This window comes from Marinobacterium rhizophilum DSM 18822 (assembly GCF_000378045.1).
In the GTDB taxonomy this organism is placed as follows: domain Bacteria; phylum Pseudomonadota; class Gammaproteobacteria; order Pseudomonadales; family Balneatricaceae; genus Marinobacterium_A; species Marinobacterium_A rhizophilum.
The window spans coordinates 195,296-211,586 of record NZ_KB899096.1 but is presented as its reverse complement, the minus strand read 5'-3'; the positions used below and the strand labels follow the sequence as shown (position 1 = coordinate 211,586).

Here is a 16,291-nt window from a genome sequence, read left to right as displayed (position 1 = left end):
CACGGATTTTTATATTTATATTGATTGGATCTCTGTGTGCTAAAATTAATTTAAATTCTATTTCAATTACTCCTGGATATTAATGTTGTCTGAGTATCTTGTTGGGTTGCAGTCGCATTATCATAACAGTGACACCGGAGGCGGGTGGATAATAGAACCTGTCGGTGAGTGAAGATCAGGAATAGTTTTCTATACTGCTATTATTAGAGTACCTGCTATACATGCAGGTTCATCACGCAGAGCGTCATCGGCTGTCAGCCGTATCTGGCAGGCGATCGAACTCCAGTGGTTAATCTCGGCCTGGATTGCGTAAGGCTGCATCCTGGCCCTGGCCCTGGCCCTGGCCCTGTGCGTGGCGTCCAAGGCTGGCAATTTTTCAACAGGTCCCCTCAAGAGGATATATGCGCTGCTCAAGCTGTGGATACGAGAATCCGGTGTCGGCCAAGTGCTGTACTGAATGCGGCACCAGGCTGGAATCGCACTGTCCTCATTGCGGCTACGAATCCAGGTTCGGCGCCAAGTATTGCAGTGAATGCGGGGCGTCCCTCGCTGGAGCACCGGCACTGCCTGTCAGGTCGCCCATTCAGTACACTCCGCCACACCTCGTCGAGCGCATTCGGGCCGAGCAAGAGGCTCTGACTGCCCGGGCTGGAGTGGCTGAGGGCGAGCGCAAGACCATAACCATGCTCTTTGCGGACCTTGCAGATTCAACCGCACTGATTCATGACATTGATGCAGAAGACGCCCGCAGTCTCATCGACTCGGTGCTTGATCTTATGATGGAGGCCGTACATCACTACGAAGGTTACGTGGCCAAGTCGCTGGGCGATGGCATACTTGCCTTGTTTGGCGCGCCCATTGCCTGTGAGGATCATGCTCAACGGGCGCTTTACGCGGCGCTGCGGATGCAGGAGGCCATGCGCGAATACGCCGAGAGTATGCGCCAGAAAAAGGGTGTACTTCTGCAGATTAGAATTGGTGTTCACACCGGTGAGGTGGTTGTGCGTTCAATTCACACGCAGGACCTGCACACCGATTATGACCCCGTAGGGGCGTCGATCCATATAGCATCCCGCATGGAGACGGTAGCGCCGGCCGGCGCCATCATTATCAGTGAACATACTCATAAATTGACTGAGGGCTATTTTGAGCTGAAAGCACTGGGCACCACCAGGGTCAAGGGTGTGCCTGAACCTTTGGCTATTTATGAAGTGCTGGGTGTGGGGTCCCTGCAGACCAAGTTTCAAATGTCTGCCAGGCGAGGCTTGGTCGGATTTGTGGGCCGTCAGCATGAACTAGAGGTCATGCAGCAGGCACTGGCGCGAGCAAGCGCCGGGCACGGGCAGATAATTGGCGTGGTGGGCGAGCCTGGTGTCGGAAAGTCGCGGCTCTTCCATGAGTTTAAACGCCAGATAAAAGGTGATTGTCGAGTGTCTGAGACGTTTTCGGTGTCGCATCACAAGGCTTTTGCCTACCTGCCGCTGATTGGGTTTATCAAGCACTACTGCCAGATTATTCCGCTGGATGATGAGAACAGGCAGCAAGAGAAAGTCAGGGCCAGGGTCGTTGCGCTGGGTCTCGAGCAGGAAAGTATCGTGCCGTATCTGTGCTATCTGCTGGGGATCGTCGCCGCGACGTCGCCCCTGCTGTATATGGACCCGCAAACGCGGCGTTTGCGGATCTTTGAAGCCCTCAAGAATGTACTGGTAAGAGAAAGCCATGAGCAACCACTGGTGCTGCTGTTCGAGGATCTGCAATGGCTGGACAGTGAAACCCAGTGCTTCCTCGATTTTCTCGGCGATTTCATCGCCGCCAATGCCATCCTGCTGCTTACAAATTACCGACCTGAATATCAGCATGACTGGGGGCGTCGAAGCTATTATTCGGAGCTTCATCTGGAGCCTCTGGCACAGCTGGAGGCCGGCGAGTTTCTTGCGACACTGCTGGGTAATGGCCCTCAACTCGAGGCCTTGGCGCGTCTCATTCTGGATCGGACCGAGGGCAATCCATTTTTCATTGAGGAAGTGGTTCAGACCCTGGTGGAGGAGCAGGTGCTGCGAGGCAGGCGGGGTCATTACCGACTGGACACGCCGCCAGCCAGCCTTGATCTGCCCATGACGGTGCAGGGCGTATTGGCGGCGCGCATGGACAGGCTGGATCCAGAACAAAAGGAACTGTTGCAAATTCTGGCCGTAATCGGCCGGGGGTTCGTGTTGAGCCTTGTGAAAATGGTAACCGATCTGCCCGGGGATGAGCTGCGGAGTCTGTTGTCCCGGCTTCAGTCTGGTGAGTTCATTGATCAGCAACTGGCGTTCCCAGAGCTTGAGTACTGCTTCAAGCACGGGCTGACACAGGAAGTGGCCTACAACTCGCTGCTAAACGAACGACGCAGGATGTTTCATGAACGCACGGCACGTGCCATTGAGGCCTTGTTCGAAGGGCGGCTGGAGGAGCGCTACGCTGAACTCGCATACCACTATGGCCGTAGCGGCAATACAGACAAAGCCATCGAGTATCTGCAGCTTGCGGGCCAGCAGGCCGTGCAAAGATATGCCAATGCCGAGGCGATTGATCATATCAACAAGGCGCTGGCGATGCTTGATCGCTTGCCCGCAAATGAAGCACGCGACCATCTGGAGATGAGTCTGTTGCTTACCCTCGGGCCGGCATTGATGGCCACCCGGGGATACGCTGCACCCGAGGTGGAAAGTACCTATAACAGAGCTCTGGCGCTGTGCCCAGAGCTGGGGAACGCGCCACAGCTGTTTCCCGCTCTGCTGGGGTTGCGAACGTTTTATCACGTTCGGGGCCGGCTGCAGACTGCCAGAGAACTCGGCGAGCAGCTGCTGACGCTGGCCCGAGAAGTGCGGGAACCTGCGCTGCTGCTGGAGGCTCATCGGGCATTGGGGACCAATTTATTCAACCTGGGAGAACTAACAGCCGCACGCGGGCATCTGGAAGATGCGCTGGCACTTTACGCTGCGCATCCTCAGCGACCTCATGTGTATTTTTATGGCGTGGATTCCGGCGTTTTTAGCACGTTCTACATGGCCTGGGTTCTTTGGTATCAGGGTTATCCGGATCAGGCCCTGAAACGATGTGACACCGGGCTCGCCCTGGCGCGCGAGCTCACCCATCCCATCGTTCTGGTGGTGGCTGAGGTTTTTGCGGCCGAGTGTCATTTTTTGCGCCGGGAGGCGTGGCTAACCCAGCAGCATGCGGAGGCTGCCATCGCGTTGTCGGCGGAGCACGGATTTCCACTCTGGAACATGTGGGGAACGTTGTTACGGGGGTGGGCGCTGGTCGAGCAAGGAGCCTGCGAGGAGGGTATTGCACAAATGCGCCTGGGCCTGATCGCTGATCAGGAGACCGGGGCGATGCTCTGGCGGCCATACTTTCTATCTTTGCTGGTGGAAGCTCTGGGCAAAGCCGGACAGGTGGAGGAAGCTCTCGATTTGTCGCTCGAGGCTTTGGATGCGATTGATGCCACCGGAGCACGGATCTATGAGGCCGAATTGCATCGATTGCGTGGGGAATTACTTCTGGCACGTTCCGGCGCGGATGCACTGAGTGAAGCCCAGGCCTGTTTTCGCCGGGCGATCAGGGTAGCCCGGGGGCAGGGCGCAAAGTCTCTGGAGCTGCGTGCCACAATCAGCCTGTGCCGGGCATGGCAATGTCAGGGGGAGCAGGAAGCCGCGATAAAGAAGCTCAGCAGGGTCCACGGCTGGTTTCACGAAGGGCTGGATACCGAGGATCTGCAAGCCTCCGGGGTATTGCTGGCAGAACTGGCAGCAGGAGCCGGCTACCGGCATGGCGGTAAAGATACAAGCTAACGGTCGACTTGACGCCAACCTCGGGACCCCAATATCGGTGGGCGGGCGTGACAGTGTGATGAGTCAGGAGCCTGTGCACTGCAGTTGCGACTGCCTAAGTCAGCAGTGCCGGTATGTAGCAGGACTTATGTTGTCTCAGCAGTTCGGTGATGCTTTCGACGGGTTGCGGCCGGCAGTACAGGTAGCCCTGCACTTCGGTGCAACCGGCCTGAAGCAGAAGGCGGGCCTGTTCCGGCGTTTCGATGCCCTGGGCGCAGACCTTCAGGTCCAGACTTTTAGCCAGCGCAATGGCCGCACTGCAAACCCCCGGACCCTGCTCGGAGCCGGGCCGTCCAGGGGTAAAGGCATGGTCGATGATGAGTCGGGTAAGCGGCATGCGTTGCAGGCTTGGCAGGGAGGAAAATGCACTGCCAAAATTGTCGATGGCCAGCTCAAAACCCAGTTTGTGCAGTTTTTCAAACAGCGCGTTCGCCTGCTCAGGGTTGGCCATCAATGCGCCTTCGCTGACCTCCAGCTCAAACCAGCTCGGATCGCAGTTATGGTTGTCGAGGGTTTGGCACAGCCAGTCGATCAGGCCCTGCTTGTGAAGCTGGCGTTCTGACAGGTTGATGGCAATGACCCCGGGGTCAATTCCCTGATCGCGCCACTGGCGCGCCTGACGTGCCACCCGCTCGATGACCCTGTCACCCACCAGCTGAATGAGATTGCCGCCCTCGGCGACCGGCAGGAATCGATCCGCGGGTATCAGGCCCTGCGTCGAGTGATTCCAGCGCGCCAATGCTTCAAGACCGATGGGGGCGAGGGTCGCCAGATCAAACCGGGCCTGGTAATGGACGCATATCTGGTCATCGACGAGTGCCTTGCGCAGGTCGGCCGCCTGAGCCAGGTGTTCCTTGGCGCGCTCGGTGAGCTGGGCAGAATAAAGTCGGAAGATATTCTTGCCATCTTCCTTGGCGTTGTACATGGCGGCATCGGCGTTCTTGATCAGGGTGTCCGCGCTGTTTCCATCCTGGGGATAGATGCTGATGCCGATACTGGTGGTCATGAAAAGCTGTTGTTCGCCGAGCAGGTAGGGTGGCGCGATACAGTCGATCAGCTTCTGTGCCAGCACTGCGGCGTCGTCGCTATCGGGCAGTGGTGACATGATAATGGTGAATTCGTCGCCACCCATGCGGGCCAGGGTGTCGCTGGCGCGGATGCCGCAGCTCAGGCGCCGGCTGACTTCGCGCAGCACGGCATCACCGACGTGGTGCCCCAGAGTGTCGTTGATTTCCTTGAAACGATCCAGATCGATAAACAGCAGGGCAAACGAAGCCCGGTTGCGTTGTGCCTGCAGGCGCGCCTGTTCCAGGCGATCAAGAAAGAGGGTGCGATTGGGCAGCCCGGTGAGCTGGTCATGGTGCGCCAGTTGATGCAGTCGGGCCTGTTCTTCGTGCAGTTGTTCCAGTAGCCGGGTATTTTCGCTGATATCGCGGTAGATTTCGATTACACCATTGAGCGTACCGTCCGGCAGGTTCAGCGCAGTGGCGTCCAGCTGGATGTGGCGGGTATTACCGTTGCTATCGGTAAACGTGAATATTTCGGTCTCGCGCGCGCTGCCGCGCAACAGTCGCCGGGCGGCGCCGTCGTGCTGTGCTGCGCAGGTGTCTGGGTACTGCAACTGGTTGCAGGGGTGTCGGGCCTCGCTGTCTCGTGCGGCGCGGTTAAGCAGTCGAATATTGAAATTGATGTCCCGTACCACCATGGCATCATGGACGCTGTCGACCACGTTCTGCAAAAATTCCCGTGCCTCGCGCAGGTGCTGTTCTTCCTGTACCCGGCCGGTGATGTCGTGGGACACCGTGATAATGCTGATGATCGTGCCATGCTGATCGATGAAGGGCACGGCATACGTTTGCAGCCAGATATCCTTGTCCCCCGTCTCCTGTTGCAGACGATATTGCAGATTTTTGCTGTGGCCGGCAAAAGCGGACTGCACCAGGTTGGCAAACGCGCTGCGATCTTCCAAGGCGACAAAGTGCTCGCAAAATGACTGTCCCTGCGCCTGCTGTACCGGGGTGTGCAGAATCCTGGCGCCGGCATTGTTGATACTCAGAATCCTGGAATCTGCATCCAGGGTGATGACACCGGCGGGCTCGGCCTCAATCAGCGTACGCAGGTATTCCTGCTGATTCTTGAGAGTGGCGGTATGGCGGTGGACTTCGTCGTTGAGCTGGTCGACCGAAAATGTGGTGGTGCGCAGGCGTTTTAGCATGCTGTCGAAGCCGCGCGCCAGCTCGCCCAGCTCATCATTACGCTGATCGTTGATCGACAGAAACAGGTTGCCGGCGACGACCTGTTGCAACTGGGTGCGGATGCGTTCAAGCCGGCTTTGAAGGTTGTGGGCGATCTGAAAGGCAATCAGAGTCAGTACGAGAGAGAGTGTAATCATCAGACCCTGGGACATCATGCGCCCTTGTTCAGTCGTGTCTGCAATGCGTTGCTGAGCCTGGGTTGCCAGTGGTATGGCGTCTTCTGTCATTTCCTGCAGGCTGGCATAGATGCGGTAGGTCAGCTGAATTTGCCCGGGGCTTTGATGATTGTGTTCACCCAGGAGTGGCGTCAGGGCCTGCAGGGTTGTGTTCTGACGGCTGATACTCTGGATATAGCGGTCGGATATCGAAGCATTCTGCGACAATGTCCGGGTGAGCCGTTCGTGGGCTTCTTTCCAGTCTTTCAGTGCATCCTGATCATGAAATGACTGGTAGAGACCGAAGCGGGTCGTGAGGCTCGTTACGGCACGTTGCACCTTGTTGGCATAGTCGAGCTGCGTCATCGCCTCGTCAAGCCTGGCTGCGCTCCAGTGGTTTACAAACCAGCCGGATAGCGCGACGGCTGCGGAAAACGTCGACAGCAGAAGTAAACGGGTCCCGACCTTCATGACTTAGTCCCTATTGGATAAGCTCACAGACCCTGCGCATCAGGGATTACCTGACGCAGGAAACGGTTATCAAGCAATGAGCGGTAGTCCGGCAGCGGCTGTGGTTCGACTGCACCGCTTGTCTGCGCCCAGCGTGCTGCGCTGTCCAGTGCGATGAGCAGTGACTGGCCAAGCCCGAGGCGAAAGTTGTAATCGTCCCATACCCATTCCACGAAATCAGCCTCCAGTGAAAGCTGGTGCCGAATAATGTCTTTGGCATTGCCGGGTTCCCGCTGAATGAAGTCAGCCGCCTGGTCCAATGCCCGCAGTGTTGCCAGTATAGCCTCGGGTTTTGCTTCAATAGTCTGATTCAGTGCCAACAGATTAAAGCTTGTCGTGTGCAGTCCTTTGGTGGGTATCAGTACGGCTTTTTCACCCAGTGCCTTCATGACTTGATAGCCGTAAGGCTCCCAGAGTGACAGGGCCTGAATGTCGGTGTTTTCCAGCAGCGCCTGGGACATCTGTTCGGGCTGGGTTTCGCGCATTTGCAGCGTGTCAGTATCGATGCCGTGCATCAATGCCACGCTATGTAAAAAATACTCACTGGATGAGCGGGCCGTAACGGCGATACGGGCATTGGTCAGGTCAAAGGCGGAGCGCAGCGTGCTGTCTGCCGAGGTGATGAGCTTTATATCGTTGTCGGATGAGACAAAGGACGCAACGACCGAAAAGTTGCTGTTATCAAAACTGTGAAACATCACCACGGATTCGGAGCTGGTGGCCAGATCTGCACCGCCCTCGGCCATCAGGTCGTAGCTGCGATTGCCACCAATGACTTCGTGCAAATCAATATCCACGCCCTGATCGCGAAAGTAACCCCGTGCGGCAGCGATATATATCGGCGCCGAAAGTGGCGTACGGGACACGGCGATGGATAACTGGGGCAATTCAACCGGACGGGACAGAAAACCCACGGCAATTACAAGGCAGAGCAGACTCAAAGCGAGCAGACTTGTGGCGACCAGGGCGTCACTGTTTATCTTCATTGCGTGGTTACATCCTGTTGCCACGGTTTGGGGAGATTCGTTCTAGTTCTGTTTCTTCGGACGATAGCGAAAGACCCCATCGCTGCATCGTGCTGCGCTCCGTGAGCATCGCAAAAGCATAGTTGATCCCGCGTGGCTTGAATAGTGCGCTTCGCCGCGACATTAACAGTGGGAGCAGTTATATGCTGCGAATGCAGAATAGAAAAAGGCGCCGGGCAGCTAAAATGCGCACGGCGCCTTATTAATGACGTGGTTGCGTGATTAATCCGATCGCAATTTACGTTGTCAGCACCGGTTTAATCCAGTGGCGCAGGACACTCCACCATTGCGCAACGGCCAATTCATACAATAGCGCCTGATTTTCAAGGGCGACGATGGAGCGGGCCAGGACGGCCTGCTTCATCGCCTGCTTAATATGTCGGTCGTTTTAGCCACGCAGGCGGGAAACGGTATCCCTGGCAATATCGCGAATGCCTTTCCAGTCGCCTTTGGCGACGAGGTCAGCCGGGGTCAGCCAGGAGCCGCCCACGCACATGACGTTAGCCAGTGAAAGGAATTCCGGCGCCGTCTCCAGGCGAATACCCCCCGTCGGGCAAAAGCGCACATCGGGGAAGGGGCCTGAGTAAGCCTTGAGTGCCGGAGTGCCGCCGGCCACGGTGGCGGGGAAAAACTTGAAGCGCTTGTAGCCGCGCTGCAGGCCTTCCATCATCTCGGACACAGTCTGAATACCGGGCAGCAGCGGGATGTTACTGCTAACACCCTTGTCGAGGATCTCGCAGGTGGAGCCTGGCGTCACTATGAAGGTGGCACCGGCATCGCAGGCCGCCTGGTATTGGGCTGGCGTTGCAATGGTGCCGGCACCGATCTTGGCCTCGGGCAGACGCTGAGCCAGGACCCGGATTGATTCCAGCGCGGCTTCTGTGCGCAGCGTAATTTCCAGTACCGGCAGGCCGCCTTCAATCAGGGCTTCGGCAATGGGCAGCGCTTCTTCAACGGAGTTGAAGGTCAGCACTGGAATAACGGGTGCCAGCGCGCAAATGGCATCAATCTGTTCGGTAATCGAGGGAGAAAGCATCGTGTGAGTCATCTTTGATCCTGTAATTCGGCGACTGGCCTCAAGGGCTCCAGTAGATGGTCAGGGGCTGGCGCAGGAATAACCGTATCGGCATGATGCGGATGTCGTCGTCCAGTAACGCGTTGTGCAAGGTTTCGAGCTTGTCGGCACCTTTGAGGTGGAGAATGCGTTCGCGGCTTGCCAGCAATCGCCTGGCGCTCAGCGTCATGCGTGCATGGGGAGCGCTGGTTGGCGTCACGGCAGCGCAGGGCATCTCGGTTTCAAGCGCGTGCTGCAGTTCGCTGGCACAGGGGAACAGTGAGGCCGTGTGGCCATCGTTGCCCATGCCAAGCACGACCATGTCCAGCAGTGCGGGCAGTGCGGCCAGGCGTTCGGCGCAGTCGGACTCCGCTTCCAGTGCCGTTTTGCCTGGCTGCCAGAGGCTTATAAAGCGCGCCTGCTGCGCTTCGTGCTGCAGCAGGTGGCGCTCTATCAGGCCTGCATTGCTGTCGGCCTGATCGGTCGGCAGCCAGCGATCATCTGCCAGCGTAATGCTGACTGAGGACCAGGGCAGGGGTGTCTCGCTCAGGCGCTGAAACAGCGGTAGCGGCGTACGTCCGCCCGACAAGGCAATGGCGGCTTCTCCACGCTCTTCGACAGCCTGGGTCAGGCTCTGGCTGATATGCTCGGCCAGGGTCTGCGTCAGTTGCTCGGGCGTATCGAAGCGCAGCAGCTTTACATGCTCTGGCAACAGCGTGGCGATATCACTTTTGTTCATGCCACTTCCTGCCGTCGTTGTTCATCAAGGCGTTGGCCGCTTCCGGCCCCCAGCTGCCCGCGGGGTAGGGCAGCGGGTTGCCACTCTCACTCCAGTTGGCCAGAATCTGGTCGCACCAGGTCCAGGCGTGTTCAATTTCATCGCGCCGCACGAACAGGTACTGGTTGCCCTGGATGACTTCCAGCAACAGGCGCTCGTAGGCATCGGGTACGCGATCCATGTCGAACGCCTTGGCGAAGCTTACCTGCAACGGTGCCTGGCGCAGCTGCATGCCCTTGCCCAGCCCCTGGTCCTTGGTGGCGATGTGCAGTGAGATGCCCTCGTCGGGCTGCAGTTTGATGGTCAGCATATTTTCGGCCAGGGCGTGTTGCTCCGGGTCGAAAATATAATGCGGCTGCTGTTTGAAATGTATGGTGATCTGCGAGAGTTTTTCCGGCAGACGCTTGCCGGTGCGCAGGTAGAACGGAACACCGGCCCAGCGCCAATTGCGTACTTCAGCCTTGATGGCTACGAAGGATTCGGTATTGCTGCTGACGTTGGCATCAGGTTCTTCAAGGTAACCGGGTACGGCTTTGCCGTCGACTTCGCCTGCGGTGTACTGACCACGGATGACATGGCTGTCCTTGATGTCGTCGGTGATGGGGCGCAGGTTGCGCAGCACCTTTACCTTTTCATCACGAATAGCGTCCGCCGTCAGGTCCGACGGAGGATCCATCGCTACGAGGCAAAGCAATTGCAGCAGGTGGTTCTGCACCATGTCGCGCAGCTGGCCGTATTTGTCAAAATATCCCCAGCGTCCCTCAATCCCGACCTTCTCGGCCACGGTGATTTCAACATGGGAAATGTGATTCTGATTCCACTGGGTGCCGAACAGGTTGTTGGCAAACCGCAATGCAATCAGGTTCTGTACCGTTTCTTTACCCAGATAATGGTCGATACGGTAGATCTGCGATTCGGCGAAAAACTCGGCGACGTCCGCGTTAACCTGGTGAGATGATTCAAGACTGTGGCCGATGGGCTTTTCCAGCACGACGCGGCATTCGCTATCAAGGCATCCGCTTTCATGCAGGTTCTTGCTGATCATGCCGTATATGGATGCGGCCGTAGAATAGTAGAACACCCGGGCGCGGCCGGATTTTTCATCAAGCAGGCTTTTCAGGCTGGTATAGCCTTCAGCGGCGCCGAAATCGAAATTGAGAAACTGCAATTTGCCGAGGAAGGCAGACAGCGTAGCAGCGTCCAGGTCCTTTTCGGACACGAAGCGGCGCAGGTTTTCCTCGCTGGTCGCTTTGCTTGCCGCAGGCTCGGAACCGCGCGCCAGGCCGATGATACGGGTATCTGCGTGCAGCAGGCCTGCGCGGTCCAGCTGATAGAGCGCAGGGAGGAGCTTGCGCTGGGTTAAATCTCCCAGCGCACCAAAGAACAGAATGTCGCAGGGAGTGTCGGGAATAGACATGTGTCTCGACCTGTTTGTAGTTATTCAACGAATATGTGGTGATCCTATCGAGGCTAAAATGGTGAGTCAATAAGTTATTTTGTAAAACTTACCAAAATTGCGCCCATTCGATAGCTTCACAACACCTCTGATACCCGTTTTGCAAGGTTGGCAGGCTACGCAGGTGACGTTATAGTGGGGGTCTGAACAAAATGTAGATAATTTACCAACTTATAGAGTCTGTCATGAACACGAACAGTGTTAATCTTCTCGAGCAGATTCGCCAGCGCCTCGACAGCCTTAACAAGTCTGAACACAAGGTGGCGACGGTGATTCTGCGCGACCCTCAAACGGCGACCCGGCTAAGCATCACCGCCCTGGCCCAGGCATCGGGCGTCAGTGAGCCGACGGTCAATCGCTTCTGCCGTGGTTTTGATAATCGTGGCTACCCGGATTTCAAGATCCAGCTCGCCCAGAGTCTGGCCGTCGGGATGCCATATGTATCTCGCAGTGTAGAGCAGGACGACTCAACCGAAGACTATACCGACAAAATTTTTTCCTCGACCATCGCCGCGCTCGACAATGCCCGGCAGGGTTTTGATTCGGCCCTGGTCACTCGGGCGGTGGACTATTTAAGCCAGGCCAAACAGGTATCTTTCTTTGGCCTTGGCGCATCGGGCCCCGTTGCGATGGATGCACAGCACAAGTTCTTCCGGCTCAATATCCCGGTGATGGCCTACGATGATGTACTGATGCAGCGTATGGTTGCGGCAGGCGCCAATACGGGCGATGTGGTAGTGGTTATCTCCTATACGGGGCGCACCCGCGAGCTGGTTGATATTGCCCGGCTCGCACGGGAAAGCGGCGCCACCGTAATCGGCATTACCAGCGAGCATTCACAGCTGGCGGCGGAGTGCACACTGTTGCTCTCAGTGCGCAGCTATGAAGACACCGACATCTATATGCCCATGACGTCGCGCATCATCCAGCTGACCTTGCTGGATGTGCTGGCTACGGGCGTGACCTTGCGCCGTGGTGTGGATTTCCAGCGCTATCTGAAAAAGATCAAGGATAGCCTGTTACCCACACGGTATCCGCAGGACTAAAAGAAACCGGTTTACCTAATAAAAAATGTCCCATAACAAACCGATATATGTTGTTGACGACGATGCCGAGATCCGTTCCCTGCTGCAAAGTTACCTGGAGCGCAACCAGTTCGAGGTAAGAACAGCAGCCGATGGCGAAAGCCTGTTGCACGAGTTGCAGGCGGGTGCATCTGCTGCGTTGGTGGTGCTGGATATCATGTTGCCAGGGGATGACGGTTTCGAAATCTGTCGCAAGCTGCGCACCTTCTCAAAGGTGCCGGTCATCATGCTGACGGCAAATTCCGATGAAATGGACCGTATCGTAGGATTGGAAATCGGCGCGGATGATTATCTGGCCAAGCCTTTCAATCCGCGGGAACTGCTGGCGCGCATCAAGGCCATACTGCGGCGCAGCAGTGTACAGGAGCCGGCGCCAGAGCCCCCGCTGGCGGCGCGCTATCTTCACTTTGCAGGGTTTGAGCTGGATTCTGCTGCGCGTGCGCTCTGTACCTCCAGTGGCGAGTCTTTGACGCTGTCGGGGGCTGAGTATGATCTGTTGCGTTTGCTGGTTGAGCATGCCGGCGAGGTGCTGAGTCGAGATCTTATCGCCGAACAGACCCGTGGCCGTGATAACCTGCCGATGGATCGGTTTATCGACGTACAGATCAGCCGGTTGCGGCAGCGGCTGCAGGATGATGCGCGCTCACCCCAACTGATCAAGACCGTGCGCGGCCAGGGTTATGTGCTGGCGGCGACTGTCGAAGCCAGTCATACATCGATATGTCGATAGCCGCTTGGAGCTGTGGCGGCGATGTTAAAGCCCTCGCAGGCCAGATTCGTGCACTGTGTATCAGTGCAAGGCACAGCATGACACCACTGCCGGTGATATGCCGTAGTCGATTGCGTTCGCTGTTATGTCGAGTCGAAGAGTATGGCTGCTTTACCTATTAATGGTCTGTCCGATCAGGGCGTCGCAGCATGATTTCGCTGGTTGGTGCTCTGCGTCGCTGGCCGCGTTCGGCGTCGAGTCGAATCCTGCTGGTGCTGGGTTTGGGGGTGCTTCTGGCGCAGGTTGTGTCCAGTGCGATCTGGTTGACTCAGTGGCGGGCTGATACCGAGCGCAATGTTCAGGAAATGTCGCGCCACATGGCCTTTCGAGTGGCGGCCACCGTGCAGTTTTTTACTGAGCTGCCGATCTCATACCGTCACGTGGTTCTCGATCAGTTGCGTGACATGGGTGGAACGCGATTTTTCGTGACCCTCAACCACGAAGAAATTGAGATTAACGACCTGCCCGAGTCACCACTCAAAGACAAGGTTGTACAGCAGTTTCGTGATGTGCTGGCCGCTCAGCTAGGCATTAACGACGGGCTTAAAGTTGCTTTTTCACGCCCCTCCGACCTGCATGTCATCAAGAATGATATTTTGCTGCTTGACCTGCCTGATCGCTGGGGCAGTCAAAGCCTGTTGCTCGGTAAAAGCGAAGCACCCATTCTGGTGATCCAGGTGCCTATTGCCCCCGAGCAGTGGTTGTACCTGGCGACACTGATGCCTGATCCCGATTTCCTGGAATCAAACACGCCGCTGTCCAGAGAGCGTTTGCTCTCACTGCTGATTTCCCTTGCCGTCATGCTGCTCTTTGGGGTCTGGATCGTGCGATCGCTTACCCGGCCGCTACGGCGTCTGGCAGAAGCTGCGGAAAGCTTTGGGCGGGGAGAGGCCCGTGCCCTGCCAGAAACGGGGAGTCGTGAACTTGAAACGACGGCCCGGGCCTTCAATGCCATGCAGCTGCGAATCCAGCGTTACCTGGATGACCGCGAAAGGCTGTTCGCGTCCATTTCCCATGACCTTAAAACACCCATTACGCGTCTGCGTCTTCGCGCCGAACTGCTGGATGACGATGCCGAACGCGATGCCTTTTGCCGCGACCTCGAGGATCTCGACATGCTCGTCAAAGGCGCCCTGCAAAGCGTGAAGGAAACCGATATCCATGAGAACCGGGTGGAAGTGGACCTGCAGCGAATGCTCTGTTACATGCGTGATGGCGCAGCGCTTGCCGGGAAAGTGGTCACTGTCACGGGCGAGCAGCGGGAACCTTTTCTCGGCAAGCCGCTGGCGCTGCGCCGCTGTCTGGGTAACCTGGTGGATAATGCGCTCTATTATGGCGGACGCGCTGAGATCAATATTCAGGATGACAGCAAGGGGCTGGAGATAACGGTCAGCGACCGCGGGCCGGGGATTCCGGCGGCTCAGCTGGAGCGGGTGTTCGCGCCATACACACGCTTGGCTGGCAGCCAGTCGGCTCACCCTGGAATGGGGCTTGGCCTGTCGATCGCGCGCAATATTGCCCGTGCCCATGGCGGTGATATCACGCTTGCCAATCGAGAGGGCGCAGGGCTCGTGGTACGTCTGACCTTGCCGCGCTAACGTCGGTCTGATCAATGCCGCTGTGCATATCGGCCGGCATTTTTTTGCTGGCCGGTCCAGCGAGCGCGTCCTGCTTCGGTCGCCTTCGTTTTGCGTTCAGTACTGCGGTAGAATCCGTTCGAGATGTTCGACAGAGCGCCGACCGGCAGGCCCGACATCGGTTTAAGACCCATTTTTAAACACAACCTAACAGGTTATTGGAAAGCGTTAGCGAGGCAGCTAGCGCAAGCGGTGCGCCGCCCGGGCAAAAATCGGCGAAATGAGGGAGTTTATGAAGTATAAATGACCGAATTATTCGCTTCGCTCACCCCTTCGGGGCCGCACTAAAGTGCGTTCAAGCAAAGCCTGTGAGCCGATTTTTAACGCCGCAATAGCAACGCAGGTAGTTTTTCAACAGCCTGCTAAAACACACAAGCACCCTCACCATTTAAGAGATCGCAGCATGGCGAATGAGGCTACGGCACAAACGCAAACGGAAGTGCCCGACATGGCGCTGAGCGACCTGCTACTGGAGCTAAACAAATTTTTGCCTGATTCAGTGCTCCCGGCCTGGCAGCTGGTATCGCAACATCCCTTTCTGGGCTCCTTGCTCATTGCCCTGGCTTTTTATGTGCTGGGGGTTTGTTTTCGCTCTCTGCTCACCAAGATCATCGGACAGGTCATTGGCTTGTCCCGGTCACCCGTTGACGACAGAGCGCTGCAATACCTGCACAGACCTGTATTTATAACGGTGTTTTTCTTTGGCTTGTCGCTCGCGGTTACGGTGCTGAATATTCGTTTGGGCAATGTTCTGGTCAACGTGCTTTTTTCGCTTATCACCACCAGCTGGATGACCGCTGCGATCAAGATTTCAACATTGCTGCTGGAGGCGCTGAGCAGAGAAAGCCGATTCAAGCTTGTCGACAGCAAAACGGTTCCGTTGTTTGATCTGACCAGCAAGCTGGTCATCATCATGATTGGCAGTTACATTCTGCTGCTGATATGGGGCATCAATCCGGTCGGATGGCTTGCGTCCGCCGGTATCGCCGGCCTTGCTGTGGGCTTTGCGGCCAAGGATACACTGGCAAATCTGTTTTCCGGCTTTTTTATTGTCGCCGATGCGCCCTACAAGATAGGTGATTACATCAATCTTGATACGGGAGAGCGGGGCAAGGTGTGCGCCATCGGCTTGCGCAGTACCCGGTTACTGACTCGCGATGATGTGGAAATCACCATACCCAATGGGGTGATCGCCAACGCAAAGATAATCAATGAGAGTGGCGGGCCACAGAATGTCAGGATTCGGATTGTGGTCGGGGTTGCTTATGGTTCCGATGTCGATCAGGTGGGTGAACTGCTGTTGAAAGCAGGTATGGAGCACCCTGAAGTCTGCGAGTCGCCTGAACCGAGGGTCCGGTTGCGCGGCTTTGGCGCATCGAGCCTGGATTTTAATCTGATGTGCTGGATAAGGCATCCACAGGACCGGGGTCGTATTTCTCACGACCTGAATGTTTCGATTTACAAGTTGTTTGCAGAGCACAATATTGAAATTCCTTACGCCAAACAAGATGTTTATATAAAACAATGGCCTGCAAGTAGTACTTGATCCTGTTTTACTGATATTTCCATTGCCGGCATGACGTAAATCGGCAGGGCACCGTGCGCTGTACACCAAGCCTTTCGCTGTGCTCGGGCGTGGCTGTCAGGGTGCGGCAATGTTCTGGCTATACTGCTATCAGCATGTAAGGATGCAGC

10 protein-coding genes are annotated in these 16,291 nt (G+C 56.7%); 5 read left to right on the top strand and 5 right to left on the bottom strand.

What is annotated here, in order from left to right; all coding sequences use genetic code 11:
- Positions 1-401 precede the first annotated feature (401 nt).
- Positions 402-3,833, top strand: a complete 3,432-nt coding sequence (locus F451_RS0111060) for an adenylate/guanylate cyclase domain-containing protein (RefSeq protein WP_040879684.1) — start codon at positions 402-404, stop codon at positions 3,831-3,833.
- A gap of 94 nt (positions 3,834-3,927) precedes the next feature.
- Here F451_RS0111060 and F451_RS26735 read toward each other — a convergent pair whose 3' ends face one another.
- From F451_RS26735 to zwf, 5 genes are all read right to left on the bottom strand, one after another.
- On the bottom strand, positions 3,928-6,753 hold the full coding sequence (locus F451_RS26735; RefSeq protein WP_020681430.1) for an EAL domain-containing protein: 2,826 nt from the start codon (positions 6,751-6,753) through the stop codon (positions 3,928-3,930).
- A gap of 23 nt (positions 6,754-6,776) precedes the next feature.
- Complete coding sequence (locus F451_RS25395) at positions 6,777-7,778, bottom strand: ABC transporter substrate-binding protein (protein ID WP_020681429.1); 1,002 nt, start codon at positions 7,776-7,778, stop codon at positions 6,777-6,779.
- A 427-nt stretch (positions 7,779-8,205) separates the two neighbouring features.
- Positions 8,206-8,865, bottom strand: a complete 660-nt coding sequence (locus F451_RS0111040; RefSeq protein WP_026291685.1) for a bifunctional 4-hydroxy-2-oxoglutarate aldolase/2-dehydro-3-deoxy-phosphogluconate aldolase — start codon at positions 8,863-8,865, stop codon at positions 8,206-8,208.
- 28 nt (positions 8,866-8,893) lie between these two features.
- On the bottom strand, positions 8,894-9,610 hold the full coding sequence (pgl, locus tag F451_RS0111035) for a 6-phosphogluconolactonase (protein WP_020681426.1): 717 nt from the start codon (positions 9,608-9,610) through the stop codon (positions 8,894-8,896).
- Positions 9,597-11,066: a glucose-6-phosphate dehydrogenase gene (gene zwf, locus F451_RS0111030; protein ID WP_020681425.1), complete on the bottom strand. Its 1,470-nt coding sequence runs from the start codon at positions 11,064-11,066 to the stop codon at positions 9,597-9,599. Before zwf ends, pgl begins: the two co-directional genes overlap by 14 nt.
- Positions 11,067-11,290: 224 nt before the next feature.
- Here zwf and F451_RS0111025 point away from each other — a divergent pair, with 224 nt between their 5' ends.
- The 4 genes from F451_RS0111025 (at position 11,291) to F451_RS0111005 (ending at position 16,142) form a co-directional block, all read left to right on the top strand.
- Entirely contained in the window at positions 11,291-12,151 is an 861-nt protein-coding gene (locus tag F451_RS0111025) for a MurR/RpiR family transcriptional regulator (protein ID WP_020681424.1), read from the top strand.
- 25 nt (positions 12,152-12,176) lie between these two features.
- Positions 12,177-12,920, top strand: coding sequence for a response regulator (locus tag F451_RS0111020; protein ID WP_020681423.1), 744 nt, complete (start codon positions 12,177-12,179; stop codon positions 12,918-12,920).
- A gap of 188 nt (positions 12,921-13,108) precedes the next feature.
- The gene (locus F451_RS0111015) at positions 13,109-14,557 is read left to right on the top strand and encodes an ATP-binding protein (protein ID WP_020681422.1); all 1,449 of its coding nucleotides are present in this window, start codon (positions 13,109-13,111) and stop codon (positions 14,555-14,557) included.
- A 442-nt stretch (positions 14,558-14,999) separates the two neighbouring features.
- Positions 15,000-16,142, top strand: coding sequence for a mechanosensitive ion channel family protein (locus F451_RS0111005; RefSeq protein ID WP_156826448.1), 1,143 nt, complete (start codon positions 15,000-15,002; stop codon positions 16,140-16,142).
- Positions 16,143-16,291 lie beyond the last annotated feature (149 nt).